Here is a 19,211-nt window from a genome sequence, read left to right on the forward strand (position 1 = left end):
CAAAAGAATCTTTTTTTGGAAAAAGACACTAAGTAAAATCATTCATAAACAATAGAAAATAATCCATCACTATAGAAAATAGAGGAAATTCATGCAGAAAATCAAAGGTTAACCTATTTCGTCTGTCATTAAACAAATGACATTAACATAACAAACCCCGAAAGCTCATTACAGGACTTTCGGGGTTCATATAAATCCATATTTCAGGACCTATTATTTCTTACTTATAAATTGAGAATATTTTTTACGACTCAATCTCACTAAGTTCAAGCCAACGCATACTCTTCTCATCAATCTCATCATTAATAAGTGGCAAGCGTTTTGATTTTTCTGTGAGCTCATCTACATTAAGATTACCGCTGCATAACTCCGCCTCAATATCTGCCTTCTCCTTTTCAAGTTCGGCAATCTCCTTCTCAAGTCTCTCGTACTCCTGCCTCTCCTTGAAAGACATACGACGTTTCTCGTTCAAACGAACTCTAGCCACCTTCTCCTCTGCAGGTTTTGCTTCCTGTTTTTCGCTCTCCCCTTTACTCTGTTTCCATTCACGATAATCGGAATAATTTCCAGGGAAGTCGCGAATATCACCCTGTCCGTTGAACACCAGAAGATGGTCAACCACTTTATCCATAAAGTAGCGGTCGTGACTTACAACAATAACACACCCCTTGAAACTTCTAAGATACTCTTCCAACACCTGGAGTGTGATTATATCCAGGTCGTTTGTAGGTTCATCGAGAACAAGAAAGTTCGGGTTACGCATAAGCACTGTACAGAGATAGAGACGACGTCTCTCTCCTCCGCTCAGTTTATAAACATAGCTGTATTGTGTCTCCGGAGTGAACAGGAAGTGTTGCAGGAACTGTGATGCAGTTAGTTTTCTACCGTCACCAAGTTCAATAACCTCTGCTATATTTGTGACAACATCTATCACCTTCATCTGTTCATCGAACTCCAAACCATCCTGTGAGTAGTAGCCGAAACGCACAGTCTCACCTATATCTATAGTTCCACTGTCTGGTTTCACCTCTCCCATCAATATCTTTATGAAAGTTGATTTTCCCGTTCCGTTATTGCCAACAATACCCATCTTCTCATAGCGAGAGAATATGTACGAGAAATCATCAAGTATCTTAAAGTTGTCGAAGCTCTTATAAAGATGATCAGCCTCGAAAATCTTTGAACCTATATACGAAGCCTTTACGTCAAGTCTCACGTTCGAGTCATTTGTGCGCTGCTTAGCCACCTTCTCGATCTCATAAAAAGCATCCTCACGATATCTTGCCTTATGTCCGCGTGCCTGAGGCATGCGTCTCATCCACTCAAGTTCGGTACGATACAGATTATTTGCTCTTGCTATCTCTTGGTTGGTTGCATCAACCCTCTCCTGTCTCTTCTCAAGATAATAGCTATAGTTGCCTTTGTATGAGTATACCTGCTTGTTATCTATCTCAATAATCTCCGAGCATACTCTGTCAAGGAAGTATCTATCATGAGTTACCATCAAAAGAGATATATTTCCACGACTCAGATAGCCTTCTAGCCACTCTGTCATATCTAGGTCAAGGTGGTTGGTAGGCTCATCCAATATTATGAAATCAGGTTCTGTAATAAGAACATTTGCAAGTGCAACTCGCTTGAGCTGCCCACCTGAAAGATGCTTTATCTTCTGATCGAAGTTTCTGATCTTTAACTGGGAGAGTATCTGCTTTGCTTTGCGCTCATAATCCCAAGCCTTTTCATGCTCCATGCGGACAAGAAGTTCCTCCATTCCCGGATTACCTTCAGTCTCTATGCACTCTTCATACTCCTTTATAAGTTGTATGGTGCTGTTTCCATGATGGAAACAAGCCTCTATAACACTCAAGTCCTCCGGATAGTGAGGATCCTGTTCAAGGTATCCCACTTTCAGGTCACGTCTGAAAGAGATAGTTCCTTCGTCGTATCCCTCTTTTCCGGAAATTATATTAAGTAATGTAGTCTTGCCGCTTCCGTTCTTGGCTATAAGTCCAATTCTTTGACCCTCTGCCACGCCGAAAGATATTTTATTGAATAAAACAAGATCGCCAAAAGATTTGGTCAATCCCTCAATTTGCATGTATGGGGTCATAATAATTCTGAAATTTTCTCTGCTATATTATCAAACTCTTCATTCAGGTTACACCTATTACCCTCTTTTATCTTGCCCCATATAATGCCGACAGGATCTACAATAAAGTCGGTGTTTTTGAAACGTAGCACAGGATATTCACTCTTGCCGTCGACAACAGTAGCCCAATCCATGCCATCCATCTCATTAATGATTATTGTTCCGAAAGCCATTGCAAAGGATACCCAAGGATCTTTCTGTTTTACATTGAATTTTCCACTGTCAAGCATCTTCTGTATACTTGTAATATCACTCTCTTGCGATGTAAAATCTCTCGAGAGCTCTTTCTTGATAGTTGATACCGCCCAGTCGAAGCCGGCATTTATCTCCTCTATCTCAAGAAGACGTGCCTGAATTATCTCTTTTGTAACTTTACTGTTATCGCGTACAACAATCGATTTTATTATCTGCTCGGCAACACCCTTATCACCTCCTTTGCATACAGTGAAGCTACACTCTATAGATGTATTCTTTTCACCTGTTATCCAAATATGTGTAGTGTACCACACTCCCTCTTCGTTAAAGCTCTCGCAGCTATAAGCACACTTCAAGTTGCCAACATTCACAATCGTTGCTGTCGTGTTATTGTCTAGTTCAAACTTGATACACTCCTCGGCATACTTATCCGATTTATCTTTGAATGCAGAGATTCTGAAGTTTCCATCCCACTTCTCCGGGTTGTAGAAAAGAAAGCTCTCAGCAGTATCTTCAAATTCGTTCCATGTCTGAGGCAACTCTATAGAGAACCATCCTCCAGGAGATATAAATTTCATACTCACCTATTTAATAGTTAAAAATTAACAGGAAGAATCTCTATCCAATAGTCATCCGGGTCGTTGATAAAATAGAGTCCCATATCATGATTTTCAAAGCATATGCATCCCATTTCACGATGAAACTCACGAATCTGGTCATAATCGCCCTCAACACGGATGCAGAGGTGACTTTCATTTTCACCCAACTCATAAGCAGAGTTATGGTCACGCAGCCATGTCAGTTCGAGTAGGAAACCAGTTGTATCATCAGCCAGGTATACAAGTTCGAAAGAGCCGTCAGCAGCCTTTTTTCTCTTAGCCACATGAAGTCCTACAGCCTTCTCATAGAAAGCTATACTTTTATCAAGGTTAGTCACATTGATATTGAAATGATCGAATCTTCCTTTTATCTTCATATCTATAGTTTTATTATTTGTCCACTATGTGTAACGGGAATGAACTCCACTCCCTTCTCCTGCGCAATCTTACCGAATGCATTTGCCTTGTCATATTCAGGTGTAAAATGCATTGGTACAAAGGTACGAGTTTTTATCTTATCTATAAACTGCGTTGCACCACGCATATACTCACTTCCCAATCGTGGGTCGACAGGAAACATCACCACATCCATCTCTTTTACCTGTCTGTATATATAGTCGAGCTGATAAAGAAAATATTTCTCATTTCTCTTCCACTCAGCCTCATCGCTCTCATCCATCCAGTGCCAGTTATTCAGGTCGCCTGCATGAAAGAACGTCTTTCCCTGAGCTTCAATAAGGAAGGAGACGCCAACATCGGTAGATCCGAAAGCCTTTATCTTTAGAGTTTCATCCACATACTCCTCTCCTTTCCTGAGCCACAAAGCATCCTCTTCTTTAGCACGACGATGTTTCAAGATATCTTTTGATAGGATATAAATTATATCAGGTCTCTTTTCTCTCCATGTAAGAACCTCTTTATTAAAATGATCAGGATGAAAATGAGAAGAGAGCACGTAAAGTTTCCCCTCTCTTTGTAGAATACCATCGTGCAAAATTCCACTATGCGGAACTCCATCATCACCATACTCTTTCGAATCCATGTAGTAATCCATTACCACAGTAAATCCATCACCAAGAAGAGCAAAACCACTATGAAAAATATAAACCAGCTCCATAATCAAAATATATCTTTATACTATATAAATATTCCCAAAGTTATGAAAATCAATCGGTGTCTCATAAACTATGAACAATCTTTAGCAATAAAAATTTATTTTCCTATAGGCTGCACCTTCGAGCGGGTCTTTTTATCTATCTCAAGGAACATGTAGTTCACCTTACCTGAGTGTATGAGAGAGTCATTCTGAAGATAGATTTTTGTAGCATATTCCTTAGACTTCTCGAATGTGAGTTTGGACATCTGATTCTTCGACTTGCCAACCATCGTTGAGTCAAGTTTTTCATCCGGAAAGAAATCATCCATATTTATATCACCTATCATTGTTGTCTCAAGGAAACTTATTTTCTTATGCGACTTGTCAGTATAATAGCCAACAAACATATGCCCCGGTACTCTTACCAGTATAGGGTTAATATTAATAGCCTTCAGAAGAGATGCAAAAAGAACACTTCCATCCACACAGTTTATTTGTGAAGAGGCCAAAGCATCATCCACTGTACGCACCCTCTGAGTATAGACCACATTTGAGGAGAGACTGGAGTTTGTTATAGAACTATATCTGAAGTTTCTCTTCTGAAGTACATTCCACAGAGCATATACCTGTCGATCGACATTTCCAGGACGTACATTACTACCCTGATAGCCAAGAAATCTGTTTACTATCCTTGTATCAAGAGCTTCACGCAGTATCTTATCTATCTGAGGATTATCTTCATTTACATAAGCTGCAAAGAACTCTCCTGTATCATGCAGCTTCATATTATGGTCATAATAGCCAATAGGGCACTCGTTTATGCTACGCATTGATGCTGTCTTAAGTCTTTGAGCGAGTTCCTTGCCATTAAGCTCCGCCTTTATAGCTATAGCTACCGGAACAGCCTGCTTATTATCACGCAGTGCCTGATAGTTCCATATTACATCTGGATATACTATATACTCTTTACCTGATTTAGGCAGGATAAATTCAGAAACAGACTCTGAGAAGAATGGTGATTGGGCAATTTCAACGCGCAGGCGACTATTAATATGGTTATTCTTTATGCGTATTGCTATTCCTGATTTCGGATTGCCCACATAATCTGAATCCATGGGCTCAATAATATTGGAATCAGTAGTTGCTGTAGATAATATGGTAGATGGGAATATATTACCTCCCAAAGGAATCTCTATTTCTAAATCTGCTCTAAAAGGATCTGTCCTATAAACATAGAAAGCCAGCATCAAGAAAATGATGCCTGAAAGTGAGATAGTACTCCACTGCCATTTATTCAACTTTTTAATAATCATAATGATTAAGAGACCATTTAAAAGTAAATAAGTACGCATTTAAGTAAATGCATACTTTAATAATGATATTATACTTACAGATACTATCTTACAGCAATGCTCTCTATCTCTACCAAAGCTCCTTTTGGCAGTTCCTTTACGGCAACAGCTGAACGAGCAGGAAAATCTTCAGTGAAATATGTAGCATAAACCTTATTCATACCTGCAAAAAGAGACATATCCGCAAGAAAAACTGTTGTCTTAACAATATTAGCTGTTGTAAGACCGGCTTTTTCAAGGATAGCTTTTATGTTTTCAAAAGATTGCTTTGTCTGTTCCTCTATTCCTCCTTCAGCCAATACGCCGGTAGAAGGTACTACAGGAATTTGACCTGAGATGAATACCATTCCATTTGCCTCAATAGCCTGACTATATGGACCTATAGCTGCAGGAGCCTTTTCAGTAAAAATCACACTCTTCATAATATTTATATCATTTTATTAAAACAAAGCTAAATTAATAGTTTTAAAAAAGAAATCGGGTAGCAAAAGGCAATAAATTTCCTTTTTACGTTCATTTAACATGATAATAATTACTAATATTGACAACTCATAAATCAAGCAATTATATAAATTAATTAAAATTATTTTCTCTTTTAACTTGTGTATATGAAATAATTACTATCTTTGTGCTCTGTAAGTTTATACTTATCCTTTAAGTATAATGTAAGGCTTACTTCCCTTATAAATAAATACTATATCAATTTATCCTATTTCAACGTAGAGCATACTTCTCCTTTCTAATTTTTCACCCATAATTATTTCCTAGGAGATCTCTCTGTGATGAGTAAATAACATTTCACTAAAAATACTATATGTATAACATTATTCAATTAAACGACAAAAATTTGTCGGAATTGCAATCAATTGCAAAAGAATTGGGTATAAACAAAATTGACTCTTTAAAGAAAGAAGATCTTGTTTATAGAATTCTTGACGAACAGGCAATTGTAAGTGCAACTCAAAAAGTCGCATCTATCAAATCCAATGAGGAGAGAAAAGATGCTCAGGCTAAAAAAAGATCACGCATAAATGTGAAGAAAGAGGGCGACAAAGTATACACAGCCTCTAAAGACAAAGCACAAAAAATAGAATCAAACAACTCTAATGTTAATCCGCAAGCAAAACCTGCAGAGGAAAAGACAGTTAATGAAGCAAAGCCTTCTTTAGAGACAGTAATAGCCGAAAAGGTTGAGACTGTCGAAAAGAAAGAAGATACACAGGCAAAGAAGAAACCTGCAAGAAAAAACAATGCTTCTAAAAAAGCTAAGAGTGAAAATATTACTGATGAGAAAGCTGAAGAGATTGTAAGAGAACAAAAGGAGGTTAAACCTGAAGAACCTAAAGCAGCTTCCAGAAAGGTAGAAAAAGTAGAAGAAAAAGCAGAGGCAATTCTTCCTGAATTGGAGTTTGAAAACGAAAATGAAGACTTTATACCTATCGAAGACCTTCCTTCAGACAATGTAGAACTTCCAAGCGAGCTTATCGGAAAGTTTGAAGCTACGAAAAAAAATGCTCCAACAACACAACCTGCAGCAGCAAACAACCAAAACAAGCCTCAACAGAATCAGCAAAATCAGCCTCGTCAGCAACGCGATTTCCAGAACAACAAGTTCAACAACCAACCGCGCAACAACAATAACAACCAGCCTAGGAACAATAAGGATGCAGAAGCAGAGAACACTCCAGCACCACATCAAGAGAGAAAGCCGGTTGAAAAGCCATACGATTTCGAAGGAATTTTATCAGGAACAGGTGTATTAGAGATAATGCCTGACGGATATGGTTTCTTACGTTCATCAGATTACAACTATCTATCATCACCAGATGATATATATGTATCACAATCTCAGATCAAATTATTCGGTCTTAAGACAGGTGATGTAGTTGAAGGTTCTATACGTCCTCCAAAAGAGGGTGAAAAATATTTCCCACTTGTAAAGGTAGAGAAGATCAACGGACTTAATCCCGGACTGGTGCGTGACCGTGTTCCATTCGATCACCTCACTCCTCTTTTCCCGGAAGAGAAATTCAAACTTTGCAAAGGTGGATATGCTGACAACCTCTCTGCCCGCATGGTAGATATGTTCGCTCCTATCGGTAAGGGACAGCGTGCACTTATCGTAGCACAGCCAAAGACAGGTAAGACAATCTTACTAAAAGATATAGCTAATGCAATCGCAGCAAATCACCCTGAAGTATATATGATAATGCTCCTTATCGACGAACGTCCTGAGGAGGTTACAGATATGGCAAGAAGTGTAAATGCTGAGGTTATTGCATCTACATTCGATGAGCCTGCAGAAAGACACGTGAAAATTGCAGGTATCGTTCTTGAGAAGGCAAAGAGAATGGTTGAATGCGGTCACGATGTCGTAATCTTCCTTGACTCAATAACACGTCTTGCTAGAGCATACAACACCGTATCTCCTGCTTCAGGTAAGGTACTTTCGGGTGGTGTCGATGCAAATGCACTACACAAACCAAAACGTTTCTTCGGTGCTGCACGTAACATTGAAAATGGTGGCTCATTGACAATCGTTGCAACTGCACTTATTGATACAGGTTCTAAGATGGATGAGGTTATCTTCGAAGAGTTCAAGGGCACCGGTAACATGGAGCTGCAGCTCGACCGCAACTTAAGCAACAAACGTATATTCCCTGCTGTCAACATTGTTGCATCAAGTACTCGTCGCGACGACTTGCTACTCGACAAGACAACTCTCGACCGTATGTGGATACTACGCAAGTATCTCTCGGATATGAATCCTATCGAAGCAATGGACTTCGTAAAGAGCAGATTGGAGAATACTCGCGACAACGAAGAGTTCCTTATGAGCATGAATTCATAATAGAAAACATTATAGAAGAAAAAGCCGCTGTCCCGAAAGGAACAGCGGCTTTTATATTAATATTTTACTATCTCAAACTTCAGGATATCTAAACTAAGCTTTAGGATATTAATCCTAAGGCTTAGGATTAATAAACTGAAGTTATGGACAAAATTTTCTTTTTTTAGCGAAAGAGATTTCCTTAGAAAGGAAGATCATCTTTCTCATCTGTAGATGCAAAATCTACAGGTGCAGCATTCAATGGAGGAAATGGTGATGATTGATCCATACCTGCAGGTTGTGCTGCAACACGTTCTACCTTCCATGCACGAATAGAGTTGAACCATCTTCCGTTCCATTCTCTTGCATCAACGTCAAAAGAGACTGTAATCTCCTCGCCTATCTGCACATTAAACTGCTCTATTTTATCAGCACCGAAAATATCGAAACACATCTTTCTTGGATATTGGTCGTGAGTCTCTATAACATATTCCTGTACTTTCCATTCATTTCCTGTTTTTGAAACGCCTCCGCGTGGCTCCAAAACAGCTATAACTTTACCTGTCAATTCCATTGTCTTTACATTTTTAAAGGTCACGAAATTAAGGTTTTCATTTTGAGTATACTAATTTTTAAAGATTTTTTTAATTAGAGTACATAATCTTTTTATAACTTTGGCAATTAATAGTGTTTAAAAAACAATAAGAAAAAAATAAAAAATCAATAATATAAAAGCTATGAAGTTCATTGTTTCAAGTACTGGTTTATTCAGTCATTTACAAGCTATAAGCCGCGTTATTAATTCAAAAAACACACTACCAATTTTGGACTGTTTCTTGGTTGAATTGAATGATGGAACTCTTTCACTTACCGCATCAGATAATGAAACTACTCTGTCAACATCTATCGAAGTAAATGAGTATGATAAGGATGGCCGTTTTGCTATATCTTCAAAAACTATTCTTGATGCACTCAAAGAGATTCCGGAACAGCCTTTGACTTTTGATGTAAATCTTGAGACACTGGAAATCATGGTTCAGTATCAGAATGGTAAATATAACCTTGTAGGTCAGAATGCAGATGAATATCCACAGGCCCCTGCTCTTGGTGATTCCGCAGCAGAGCTTTCAATAAGCGCTTCATTGCTTCTTTCCGGCATCAACCGTACAATATTTGCCACTGCAGATGACGAACTTCGTCCTGTGATGAACGGTATCTATTTTGATATCACTCCTGAGAGCATCACATTTGTTGCTTCTGACGGTCACAAGCTTGTTAAGAGCATGACTTTCGAAGCTAAGGGAAGTGATAAGGCAGCATTTATATTGCCTAAGAAACCTGCAAATATCCTTAAGAACCTCCTTCCTAAAGAGAGCGAAGATGTAAGAGTATCATTCGATGACAGAAACGCAATCTTCACAATGGAGAAATACTATATGGTATGTCGTCTTATCGAGGGACGCTACCCTAATTACAATTCAGTAATTCCACAAGGGAATCCTCACCGTGCAACTATAGACCGTCAGATGATGATCAGTGCACTTCGTCGTGTTTCAGTATTCTCATCTCAGTCAAGCAGTCTTATCAAGCTTCGCTTCAGTGAGAATCTGGTTCAGGTATCAGCACAGGATATAGACTTCTCTACTTCTGCAGAGGAGGCTCTTATCTGTCAGTACACTGGTGCAAACATGAGTATCGGATTCAAGTCTACATTCCTGATCGACATACTCAGTAACATGGCATCACAGGATGTAATCTTTGAATTAGCCGATCCATCAAGAGCAGGTGTAATTGTTCCGGCTGAACAGGAGAAAGAAAAAGAGGATGTTCTTATGCTCCTTATGCCAATGATGCTGAATGACTAAATAAAAATACGTAAATGAATTTAAATCTTAAAAACCCGATAGTCTTCTTTGACTTGGAGACTACCGGCGTTAATATAAATACCGACAGAATTGTAGAGATTTGTTATCTTAAAGTTTATCCAAATGGTAATGAAGAGTCCAAAACCATGCGTATTAACCCGGAGATGCATATTCCTGAATCATCATCAGCCATACATGGCATTTATGATAAGGATGTAGAAAACTGTCCTACGTTCAAAGAGGTAGCTAAAGATATCGCTAAAGATATTGAGGGTTGCGACCTGGCAGGTTTCAACTCAAACCGTTTCGATATCCCTGTCCTTGCCGAAGAGTTTCTCAGAGCAGATGTAGATATCGATATGATGAAGAGAAAATTTATTGATGTTCAGGTGATATACCACAAGCTGGAACAACGCACCCTTTCGGCTGCATATAAGTTCTACTGCAAAAAGGACCTTGATGATGCTCATACAGCCGAGGCTGATACTAAAGCAACATATGAAGTATTGAAGGCACAGCTTGACATGTATCCTGAGGATTTGAAGAATGACATGGCTTTCCTTGCCGACTACTCAAGCTTCAACCGCAACGTAGACTTCGCCGGAAGAATTGTATATGACAATAACGACGTAGAGGTCTTCAACTTTGGAAAGTATAAAGGTGCTTCTGTAAAAGAGGTACTGCAGAGGGATCCCGGATATTATGGATGGATTCTTAATGGTGACTTTACACTCAATACAAAAAATGTATTGACAAAAATCAGACTGCGCGAAAGCGGCATGATTAAATAAGATGAAAGGAAAGAAAATAGTATTAGGTATAACCGGAAGTATAGCCGCCTATAAAGCGGCTATACTAATTCGTGGGCTTATCAAAAAAGGTGCTGAGGTACAGGTCGTCATAACACCTGCCGGAAAGGAGTTTATCACCCCTATCACGCTATCGGCACTGACAAGCAAGCCTGTAATAAGTGACTTCTTCTCACAAAGAGATGGCACATGGCATAGCCATGTTGATCTGGGTCTTTGGCAGATGCCATGGTGATAGCACCGGCAACAGCATCTACCATAGGAAAGATGGCAAACGGCATAGCCGACAACATGCTTATCACAACCTATCTATCAATGAAGGCTCCTGTATTCATTGCTCCGGCTATGGACCTGGACATGTACAGACATCCATCTACCCAACATAACCTTGAAGTTCTAAAGTCGTATGGCAACCATATCATAGAGGCTGCCGACGGTTTTCTGGCAAGCCATCTTGTAGGTAAGGGACGTATGCAGGAACCTGAGGTCATAATAGAACAGCTTGAGAAGTTCTTCTCCTCTTCTTTACCGATGAAGGGAAAGAAAGTTATGATTACTGCCGGTCCTACTTACGAAAAGATTGATCCTGTACGCTTTATAGGCAACTACTCCTCAGGAAAAATGGGATTTGCCCTTGCTGAAGAGTGTGCCAACAGAGGTGCTGAGGTAACTCTTATATCTGGTCCTGTCTCTCTCTCTGTGAACAACCCTCTTATAAAGAGAGTTGATGTTGAGTGTGCCGATGAGATGTACAGAGCAGCTAAAGAGGAATTTTCTAACTGCGACGCCGCAATACTATGCGCAGCCGTAGCTGACTTCACCCCTGAGGAGAGTGCTCCAACAAAGATAAAACGTGGAAAGGATGACATGGTGCTTCGTCTTAAACCTACACAAGATATAGCTGCTGCTCTTGGAAAAGAGAAGAGAGATAACCAGATACTCGTGGGCTTTGCTCTTGAGACAAACAACGAGCAGAAGAATGCACGTGAAAAACTGGAAAGAAAGAGATTCAACTTCATAGTACTCAACTCACTTAATGATAAGGGTGCAGGATTCAGACACGATACCAACAAGATATCAATTATCGACAAAGAGAGTGTCACAGAATATCCTTTGAAATCAAAGGATGAGGTTGCCAAAGACATTATTGACAAGCTAAATAAAGAATTTTAATTCGGTATGTTACAGTCAATCTATATACAGAACTATGCATTGATAGATACATTGGATATCAATTTCAACACCGGCTTCTCTGTGATTACAGGTGAGACAGGAGCTGGAAAGTCAATCATATTGGGTGCCATAGGACTTCTGTTAGGCCAGAGAGCCGACATCAAGGCCATTAAGTGTGGCGAAACAAAGTGTATAGTTGAAGCTAAATTTAATATATCATCATACAATATGGAGTCATTTTTCAAGGAGAACGACCTTGAATTTGATTCTAATGATTGCATTATTCGCAGAGAGCTATATGCTTCAGGCAAAAGCCGAGGTTTCATCAATGACTCCCCGGCTTCATTGGCTCAGATGCGTGAACTTGGTGAGCAGTTGATAGATGTTCATAGCCAGCACCAGAATATGCTCCTCAATAATGAGGAGTTTCAGATGAATGTGCTTGACATAATTGCCAAAGACGAGAAGGAGCTTGGCAAATATTCGGATATATATCATCAATATAAGGAGACTGCTAAACGACTTGCGGATACCATTGCAAAGGCAGAGAAAGAGAGAGAAGATGAAGACTATATACGTTTTCAACTTCAGCAACTTGACGATGCCTCTCTGAAAGAGGGAGAACAGGAGGAGTTGGAAAATGAGGCGGAGATGCTTGCACATGCCGAGGAGATTAAGTCAAATCTTTTCAAGGTGAGCAACATGATGGCAGAAGATGATATGAATATGCTTATTGCCATGAAAGAGTCCATTTTGACACTTCAGAACGTATCAAAGCACTACCCTGCTGCATCTGAATGGGCTGAGCGTCTTAACTCATGCTTTATAGATATAAAAGAGCTATCCCACGAAATCTCAAATGCACAAGAAGAGGTTGAGTTCAACCCATCACGTCTTGAGTTTGTGAACGATAAGCTGAACACTATATACTCTTTAGAGCAGAAACATCATGTTGATTCTGTGGAGCAGTTGATAGAGATTGCAGAGAAGTATCGTTCACAACTTACCGAGATAACATCTTTTGATCAGATAATCTCAGAACTTGAGAGTAAAAAGGAAAAAATATATAGTGACCTGTTAGCTCAAGCAAAAGTCCTCACATCACTGAGAAGAAAAGCTGCTCAGGATGTAGAGAAGAAAATGCAGGAGTTGCTTGTGCCACTTGGCATGCCTAACGTAAGGTTCTGTGTAGAGGTTACTCAGCGCAAAGAGCCTGATACTAAAGGTATGGATAATGTACTCTTCCTCTTCTCAGCCAACAAGAACGGAACACTACAGAATGTGGCAACAGTTGCATCAGGAGGTGAGATTGCCCGTGTAATGCTTTCACTGAAAGCGATGATAGCTGGTGCCGTTAAGCTGCCTACCATAGTGTTCGATGAAATAGATACAGGTGTATCAGGCTCAATAGCCGAGAAGATGGCCCTCATCATGGAGGATATGGGCAAACATAACCGTCAGGTGATAAGCATAACCCATCTTCCTCAGATTGCAGCAAGAGGTACAACACATTATAAGGTCTACAAGGAGGATACCGAGACTAGAACTATCAGTCACATAAAGATGTTAGACCAAAATGAGAGAATAAAAGAGATTGCCAATATGCTTAGCGGTTCTACTTTGACAGAAGCAGCGATGAACAACGCTAAAGTACTTTTAGGCATTACAAATTAATAAAGATAAATATGTTTGAAAAAAATGAGATGATATTCGGCGTACGTGCTGTTATTGAAGCTATCGAGGCCGGAAAAGAGATTGATAAGATATTGATTAAGAAAGATATCCAGAGTGATCTTTCCAAGGAGTTGTTCGCTGCTCTAAAAGGTACAGTAATACCTGTTCAGCGCGTTCCTATTGAGAGGATTAACAAGATAACAATGAAGAACCATCAAGGTGTAATAGCATTTATCTCTTCAATAACTTATCAGAAAGTTGAAGACTTGGTGCCATTCCTTTTCGAAGAGGGTAAAAATCCTGTTTTGGTGCTTCTCGACGGAATTACCGATGTCAGAAACTTCGGAGCAATTGCAAGAACATGCGAATGTGCCGGAGTCGACGGTGTCATAATACCATCACGCAATAGCGTAAGTGTTAACGCTGATGCAGTAAAGACATCTGCAGGAGCTCTTCACACTCTTCCCGTATGTCGTGAATCAAACTTAACCCAGACAATAAAGTTCCTCAAGGATAGCGGTTTCCGCATTGTTGGAGCTACAGAAAAGGGTGACTACGACTATACAAAAGCTGATTACAAGAATCCTGTATGTATCATCATGGGTGCTGAGGATACAGGAATACCATACGAGCATCTTGCGTTGTGCGACGAATGGGTAAAGATTCCTATTATGGGAAAGATACAATCACTTAATGTGTCGGTAGCAGCAGGAGTTCTTATCTATGAAGTCCTCAAGCAACGTGGATTTGATAATAATCAAGAATAATTTATCACATAATATCATGAGAAGACATCTATTTACTATCATCGGTATTCTGGTTTGTCTGAGCTCTGCCAATGCGCAGAACTCACCAAAGTGGACCGATAAAGCTAAAAAGGCTGTTGTTTCAGTCATTACATACGACAATTCAAATAAGATAAAGAGTACCGGCAACGGATTCTTTATAAGTGCAGATGGTGTTGTTCTATCCGACTATTCTCTTTTTGAGGGTGCCAATAGAGCAGTTATTGTAAATGCAGATGGTAAAGAGATACCTGTTGAGTCTATCATGGGTGCAAATGCCATGTACGATATCATCAAGTTCAAAGTATCTTCTGAAAAGAAGCACCCTGCTCTTGAGGTTGCCAAAAATGCTCCCGCAGTTGGCGAGACAGTATATCTGCTACCATATTCAACACAGAAATATGCCGACTGTGAGGCAGGTAAAGTATTGAAAGTTGACAGTATTGGTACTAATGGTTTCTACTATACTCTTGACATAAAGTCTTCGTCAAAGTCTATAAGCTGCCCTGTTATGAATGCTAATGGTCAGGTTATCGGACTTATACAGAAAAGCGCCACTGAGGATGCTAAAGAGATTTATGCTATCGGAGCAAGTCTGGCTGAAGCATTGAATATATCTGCCCTCTCAATAAATGATACATATCTCTCAAAGATAAATATCAAGAAGGCACTTCCTGATAATGAAGATCAGGCACTTATATATATCATGATGGCAACAGGTAAGATATCTGCCGAGGAGAGACTGGCAATTCTGAATGACTTCGTAGCTAAGTTCCCTGAGAGTACTGAAGGATACCTCAGAAGAGCTGCATACTATATGGATGTAAATGATGAGAACAGTTGGAAACTTGCAGATAGTGATATGAAGAGTGCTAACTCTGTATCAAAGAAGAAGAGTGAAACAGACTTCAACATAAGCAAGCTCATCTACACATACAACATATCTATAGGTGATAAGAAACATAATCCTAACTGGACATACGAGAAAGCTATCGACATGATCAACACCACTATAGCATCCGATCCACAGCCACTATACATACAGTACAGAGGTGACATTTACTTTGCAATGAAGAAGTATGCTGAAGCTTTCGATAATTATCAGAAAGTAAACCAATCACCTATTGCAGCCCCTTCTACATTCTTCTCTGCTTCAAAAGCAAAACAGCTTACTGAAGGTGCAGATATGAACGAGGCACTCGCCTTGCTTGACAGTGCTGTTGTAAGGTTGACTAAACCATACACTGCCGATGCTGCACCATATTTCTATGAAAGAGCAGACCTTAAGGCTAGAATTGGAAAACATCGTGAAGCAGTAGCCGACTACAATACATTTTATGATATAGCTGTAGGAAATGTAAATGCACAGTTCTATTACCAGAGAGAACAGTCTGAGATACAGTGTAAGATGTTCCAGCAGGCTATAGATGATATGAACAAAGCTATCGAACTTGAGTCAGATAATTTTGCTCTCTGGGCAGAGAAAGGATCTTTACATATGCGTGTCTCTCAGTTCAATGAAGCTATTGCAGCACTTGAGAAGGCAAAATCTATTGATCCTAAAGAGAGTTCTGTATATAGAATGATAGGATATTGTCAGATACAGTCGAATAACAAGAAAGATGGTATTGCCAACCTCACCAAAGCAAAAGAGATGGGTGATACTGTTGCAGGAACAATACTTGAGAAGATGAAATAATCTTATCGGAATTATCAATACAATAAAAAGGCTGGGTTCACTTCAAACAATCGGAACTCAGCCTTTTTCTTTCAATCTTTTAAACTATGATTCTCTTATGGTTTGATAGGCTGTCCCATCTCGGAAGCCTCAGCGTCATTACCATCAAGTTTAAATAGCATGAAGTTTGGATTCTTCTTTGAATAAGGAGCCCACTTGCCACTCTTAGGGCCGTTAGGGTCACCGTACTTAGCAAAGTTTGTCCAAGCTGTCAGCATTACTTCCGACAAATCCCAGTCACCTTTAGTCCAAGGTCTCCAGCAATGTTTCAATGACTTGAATACAAACCAGAGGTCAGAAGAGTGGAAAGCACCTTTCAAAACGTTAGCTCTTCCGTCTGTTGGCAAAGGGCGCGCAAACTGATAAGCAAATACCTTATCACCAAGAGCAGCTCTGTTCAAGCAGAAATCAGCTATACCTGGAGCCATATTACCCATATCGTTCAATGTGAAACCTATCATATAAGGAACGTTAGGAAGCTTGTTGCTCAAAGCTGCATTATCGAAGCTTTGAACAGATACATAGTTGTCTATGATTGGAGAAGCAGCGATTCTCTTATAATTCTTTGTTACTGCACTATATAGATTTCCTAATGTATAAATAGTCTCAGTAGATGCAGCTCTCATCTTCTTAAGGTCTGTCATTCCTGCCCAGTCCATAATCTCTTTAGTCTGATTAGCCGACTCCTCCATAGTTATAGGAGCAAAAGCACGCATCATAGGACTGTTCATAGCAGGAGCATTCTTTGCAGCCTCTTCAGCAGCCTTAGGAGTAGTGATACCACCACCGCTCATTATAATGACCTTATTGAACATACCTTTAGTAAGTGGAGACTCACAAAGAGTCTTTACACTACCCGCTCCTGCACTCTGACCGAAAATTGTTACGTTGTCAGGATCTCCACCGAACTGTGCGATATTCTTCTTTATCCACTTCAACGACTCTATCTGGTCCATGATACCATAGTTTCCTGCCACTTTATTAGGGCTCTCTTGTATCAGTTCAGGGTGTGTCAGGAATCCGAATACGCCAAGACGATAGTTGATAGATACAAGGACAACATCCTTGTCAGCCCATTCCTGTCCGTCGAACTCAGGCTCTGATCCCCATCCTTCACGATATCCGCCACCATGTATCCAAAGAGCCACAGGAAGTTTTTTGTTCACATCACCAGGAGCTTTTGTCCACACATTAAGGTAAAGGCAATCTTCACTGTAAGGAGACTCATCACCATAGCCCCACTCTGTTGTATATCCACCAGGATAATGTACTGACTGATAACCCGGGTGTCCGAACTTATCTGCTTTAAAAACTCCATCCCAAGCCTTTACAGGTTGCGGAGCTTTCCAACGCAAGTCATTTATAGGAGCAGCAGCATAAGGAATGCCACGATATACAAAGACACCTTCCTTTTCGGTGGTGACTCCTTGTACTTTTCCTCCCTCTATATTAAGGAGAGGACTTTGCTGCGCATATGCCATCATAGGCAATGCAGCCAAAAGCAATAAAATAGTCTTCATTGTAAATAAATATATCTGTTAACGAGATAAAGTTATATGTACTTTTATAAATCCTTTCAGACTAATCTTACATTTTTTTATCTCTATGTTACATAGATTTTCAATCCTCAAGAAATAATTAACTTATTGTACAAAAGACAAATTCTTTTAATAAAATCTTTTGTTTTTATCTCGATTTAGATATAAGTTTGAACCATATTAAAGCACCTTACTTAAAGTTTTTACAACATTTATTTAAACAAATTGTACTATGAAAAGTATGAAATTTACTTCATTATTAACTTTAGCAGCATTCGGTCTGTTCACTATCAGTGCAGATGCTCAAGTAAAAGAGGACTTTGTTCCTTCAACAAAAAATCAACCTGGTCAGCAATACCCTATGGTAAATTCTCAGGGTTACGCACGTTTCCGTGTAAATGCCCCTCAAGCTGAATCAGTATCAGTAAGCTTAGGTCTTGGCGGTAAAGGCGGAACCAAACTTGTAAAGGGAGAAGATGGCGTATGGACTGGGACAACAGAAGGTCCTATGGACGAAGGATTCCACTACTATCACCTCACTGTAGATGGTGGCGTTCTTAATGATCCGGGAGCAAACAACTTCTATGGTTCAACACGTTGGGAAAGCGGTATTGAGATTCCTGCAAAAGATCAGGATTTCTATGCTTTGAAGAATGTTCCTCACGGAAATGTACAACAGGTACTCTTCTTCTCAAAATCAACAAATACTGTACGTCGTGCATTCGTATATACTCCTCCTTTCTACGGAAAAACAAATACCAAATATCCCGTTCTATATCTTCAGCATGGCTGGGGTGAAGATGAGACAGCATGGTCTACTCAGGGACATGCAAACCTTATCATGGACAACCTCCTTGCAGACGGCAAGATCAAACCTTTTATCATTGTAATGACATACGGTATGACTAACGAGGCTAAATTCGGTCAGATAAACAGCTTCAACTACAAAACATTCGAGACAGTGCTTGTTGATGAACTTATACCTTATATAGATGCAAACTTCAACACTATAGCTGATAAGAACCACCGTGCAATGGCAGGTCTATCTATGGGTGGAATGGAGACAAAGAACATCACACTTTCACGTCCTGAAACATTCGGTTATTACGGATTGTTGAGCGGCGGTGTTTATGCTCCAAAGGATATAAAGGACAAAAACCAGGTTAAGGGCATATTCATGAGTTGTGGTAGTAAAGAAAATCCTGATGGAATCAAGAAAGCTACAGAAGATATGAAACAGGCAGGATTCAATGCTGTCTCTTATATCTCTCCTGATACAGCACACGAGTTCCTTACATGGAGAAGAAGCCTCTATCAGATGGCTCCACTACTCTTTAAATAAATAAAACAGAAAAGTAGGGTATGTTATGCGCATGCTCTACTTTTTTTATATAAACGACATTAATTC

At 39.6% G+C, this 19,211-nt stretch carries 15 protein-coding genes and 1 pseudogene; 8 read left to right on the forward strand and 8 right to left on the reverse strand.

Annotated elements, in window-relative coordinates; all coding sequences use genetic code 11:
- Positions 1 to 244: 244 nt before the first annotated feature.
- The 6 genes from JCM15092_RS10615 to JCM15092_RS10640 all read right to left on the reverse strand — a co-directional run bounded on the left by JCM15092_RS10615 (position 245) and on the right by JCM15092_RS10640 (position 5,813).
- Positions 245 to 2,110 carry an ABC-F family ATP-binding cassette domain-containing protein gene (locus tag JCM15092_RS10615; RefSeq protein ID WP_024994645.1) on the reverse strand — a complete coding sequence of 622 codons (1,866 nt, stop codon included), beginning with the start codon at positions 2,108 to 2,110 and terminating at the stop codon, positions 245 to 247.
- Complete coding sequence (locus JCM15092_RS10620) at positions 2,107 to 2,922, reverse strand: DUF3805 domain-containing protein (RefSeq protein WP_024994646.1); 816 nt, start codon at positions 2,920 to 2,922, stop codon at positions 2,107 to 2,109. Before JCM15092_RS10620 ends, JCM15092_RS10615 begins: the two co-directional genes overlap by 4 nt.
- 17 nt (positions 2,923 to 2,939) lie before the next feature.
- Entirely contained in the window at positions 2,940 to 3,320 is a 381-nt protein-coding gene (locus JCM15092_RS10625; RefSeq protein ID WP_024994647.1) for a VOC family protein, read from the reverse strand.
- A 2-nt stretch (positions 3,321 to 3,322) separates the two neighbouring features.
- The gene (locus JCM15092_RS10630) at positions 3,323 to 4,060 is read right to left on the reverse strand and encodes an MBL fold metallo-hydrolase (RefSeq protein WP_024994648.1); all 738 of its coding nucleotides are present in this window, start codon (positions 4,058 to 4,060) and stop codon (positions 3,323 to 3,325) included.
- 95 nt (positions 4,061 to 4,155) lie between these two features.
- A complete protein-coding gene (locus tag JCM15092_RS10635) occupies positions 4,156 to 5,346 on the reverse strand; it encodes a hypothetical protein (protein ID WP_024994649.1) in 1,191 nt (396 codons plus the stop codon).
- An 89-nt stretch (positions 5,347 to 5,435) separates the two neighbouring features.
- A complete protein-coding gene (locus JCM15092_RS10640) occupies positions 5,436 to 5,813 on the reverse strand; it encodes a RidA family protein (protein WP_024994650.1) in 378 nt (125 codons plus the stop codon).
- Positions 5,814 to 6,205: 392 nt separating this feature from the next.
- Here JCM15092_RS10640 and rho point away from each other — a divergent pair, with 392 nt between their 5' ends.
- Complete coding sequence (gene rho / locus JCM15092_RS10645; RefSeq protein WP_024994651.1) at positions 6,206 to 8,242, forward strand: transcription termination factor Rho; 2,037 nt, start codon at positions 6,206 to 6,208, stop codon at positions 8,240 to 8,242.
- A gap of 181 nt (positions 8,243 to 8,423) precedes the next feature.
- On the opposite strand, the gene JCM15092_RS10650 is transcribed toward rho, so the two are convergent.
- Positions 8,424 to 8,795, reverse strand: coding sequence for a DUF3127 domain-containing protein (locus JCM15092_RS10650; protein ID WP_024994652.1), 372 nt, complete (start codon positions 8,793 to 8,795; stop codon positions 8,424 to 8,426).
- Positions 8,796 to 8,958: 163 nt separating this feature from the next.
- Between JCM15092_RS10650 and dnaN the strand changes: the two genes are divergently transcribed.
- The 6 genes and pseudogenes from dnaN to JCM15092_RS10680 all read left to right on the forward strand — a co-directional run bounded on the left by dnaN (position 8,959) and on the right by JCM15092_RS10680 (position 16,226).
- Positions 8,959 to 10,086, forward strand: coding sequence for a DNA polymerase III subunit beta (gene dnaN / locus JCM15092_RS10655; RefSeq protein ID WP_024994653.1), 1,128 nt, complete (start codon positions 8,959 to 8,961; stop codon positions 10,084 to 10,086).
- A 14-nt stretch (positions 10,087 to 10,100) separates the two neighbouring features.
- Positions 10,101 to 10,877 (forward strand): 3'-5' exonuclease, encoded by a 777-nt coding sequence (locus tag JCM15092_RS10660; protein WP_024994654.1) that lies wholly within the window; start codon positions 10,101 to 10,103, stop codon positions 10,875 to 10,877.
- 1 nt (position 10,878) lies between these two features.
- Positions 10,879 to 12,068 (forward strand): annotated as a pseudogene (gene coaBC / locus JCM15092_RS15810) (bifunctional phosphopantothenoylcysteine decarboxylase/phosphopantothenate--cysteine ligase CoaBC).
- Between the two features lie 6 nt (positions 12,069 to 12,074).
- Positions 12,075 to 13,742, forward strand: a complete 1,668-nt coding sequence (gene recN / locus JCM15092_RS10670; protein ID WP_024994655.1) for a DNA repair protein RecN — start codon at positions 12,075 to 12,077, stop codon at positions 13,740 to 13,742.
- An 11-nt stretch (positions 13,743 to 13,753) separates the two neighbouring features.
- A complete protein-coding gene (rlmB, locus tag JCM15092_RS10675) occupies positions 13,754 to 14,509 on the forward strand; it encodes a 23S rRNA (guanosine(2251)-2'-O)-methyltransferase RlmB (RefSeq protein ID WP_024994656.1) in 756 nt (251 codons plus the stop codon).
- Between the two features lie 16 nt (positions 14,510 to 14,525).
- Entirely contained in the window at positions 14,526 to 16,226 is a 1,701-nt protein-coding gene (locus JCM15092_RS10680; protein WP_034541909.1) for a trypsin-like peptidase domain-containing protein, read from the forward strand.
- Positions 16,227 to 16,321: 95 nt separating this feature from the next.
- On the opposite strand, the gene JCM15092_RS10685 is transcribed toward JCM15092_RS10680, so the two are convergent.
- Positions 16,322 to 17,785: a carboxylesterase/lipase family protein gene (locus JCM15092_RS10685; RefSeq protein ID WP_024994658.1), complete on the reverse strand. Its 1,464-nt coding sequence runs from the start codon at positions 17,783 to 17,785 to the stop codon at positions 16,322 to 16,324.
- Between the two features lie 250 nt (positions 17,786 to 18,035).
- Here JCM15092_RS10685 and JCM15092_RS10690 point away from each other — a divergent pair, with 250 nt between their 5' ends.
- Entirely contained in the window at positions 18,036 to 19,145 is a 1,110-nt protein-coding gene (locus tag JCM15092_RS10690; protein WP_084488543.1) for an alpha/beta hydrolase-fold protein, read from the forward strand.
- Positions 19,146 to 19,211: the final 66 nt, after the last annotated feature.

It is taken from the genome of Phocaeicola paurosaccharolyticus JCM 15092 (assembly GCF_000613805.1).
Taxonomy (GTDB): domain Bacteria; phylum Bacteroidota; class Bacteroidia; order Bacteroidales; family Bacteroidaceae; genus Phocaeicola; species Phocaeicola paurosaccharolyticus.

What these genes read in the sequence shown, in the direction of transcription:
- JCM15092_RS10640 (WP_024994650.1), bottom strand. Translation starts at nt 5,813, where the DNA reads ATGAAGAGTGTGATTTTTACTGAAAAGGCTCCTGCAGCTATAGGTCCA.
- JCM15092_RS10690 (WP_084488543.1), top strand. Translation starts at nt 18,036, where the DNA reads ATGAAAAGTATGAAATTTACTTCATTATTAACTTTAGCAGCATTCGGT.
- JCM15092_RS10680 (WP_034541909.1), top strand. Translation starts at nt 14,526, where the DNA reads ATGAGAAGACATCTATTTACTATCATCGGTATTCTGGTTTGTCTGAGC.
- JCM15092_RS10685 (WP_024994658.1), bottom strand. Translation starts at nt 17,785, where the DNA reads ATGAAGACTATTTTATTGCTTTTGGCTGCATTGCCTATGATGGCATAT.
- JCM15092_RS10630 (WP_024994648.1), bottom strand. Translation starts at nt 4,060, where the DNA reads ATGGAGCTGGTTTATATTTTTCATAGTGGTTTTGCTCTTCTTGGTGAT.
- dnaN (WP_024994653.1), top strand. Translation starts at nt 8,959, where the DNA reads ATGAAGTTCATTGTTTCAAGTACTGGTTTATTCAGTCATTTACAAGCT.
- JCM15092_RS10660 (WP_024994654.1), top strand. Translation starts at nt 10,101, where the DNA reads ATGAATTTAAATCTTAAAAACCCGATAGTCTTCTTTGACTTGGAGACT.
- JCM15092_RS10615 (WP_024994645.1), bottom strand. Translation starts at nt 2,110, where the DNA reads ATGACCCCATACATGCAAATTGAGGGATTGACCAAATCTTTTGGCGAT.
- rho (WP_024994651.1), top strand. Translation starts at nt 6,206, where the DNA reads ATGTATAACATTATTCAATTAAACGACAAAAATTTGTCGGAATTGCAA.
- recN (WP_024994655.1), top strand. Translation starts at nt 12,075, where the DNA reads ATGTTACAGTCAATCTATATACAGAACTATGCATTGATAGATACATTG.
- rlmB (WP_024994656.1), top strand. Translation starts at nt 13,754, where the DNA reads ATGTTTGAAAAAAATGAGATGATATTCGGCGTACGTGCTGTTATTGAA.
- JCM15092_RS10650 (WP_024994652.1), bottom strand. Translation starts at nt 8,795, where the DNA reads ATGGAATTGACAGGTAAAGTTATAGCTGTTTTGGAGCCACGCGGAGGC.
- JCM15092_RS10620 (WP_024994646.1), bottom strand. Translation starts at nt 2,922, where the DNA reads ATGAAATTTATATCTCCTGGAGGATGGTTCTCTATAGAGTTGCCTCAG.
- JCM15092_RS10625 (WP_024994647.1), bottom strand. Translation starts at nt 3,320, where the DNA reads ATGAAGATAAAAGGAAGATTCGATCATTTCAATATCAATGTGACTAAC.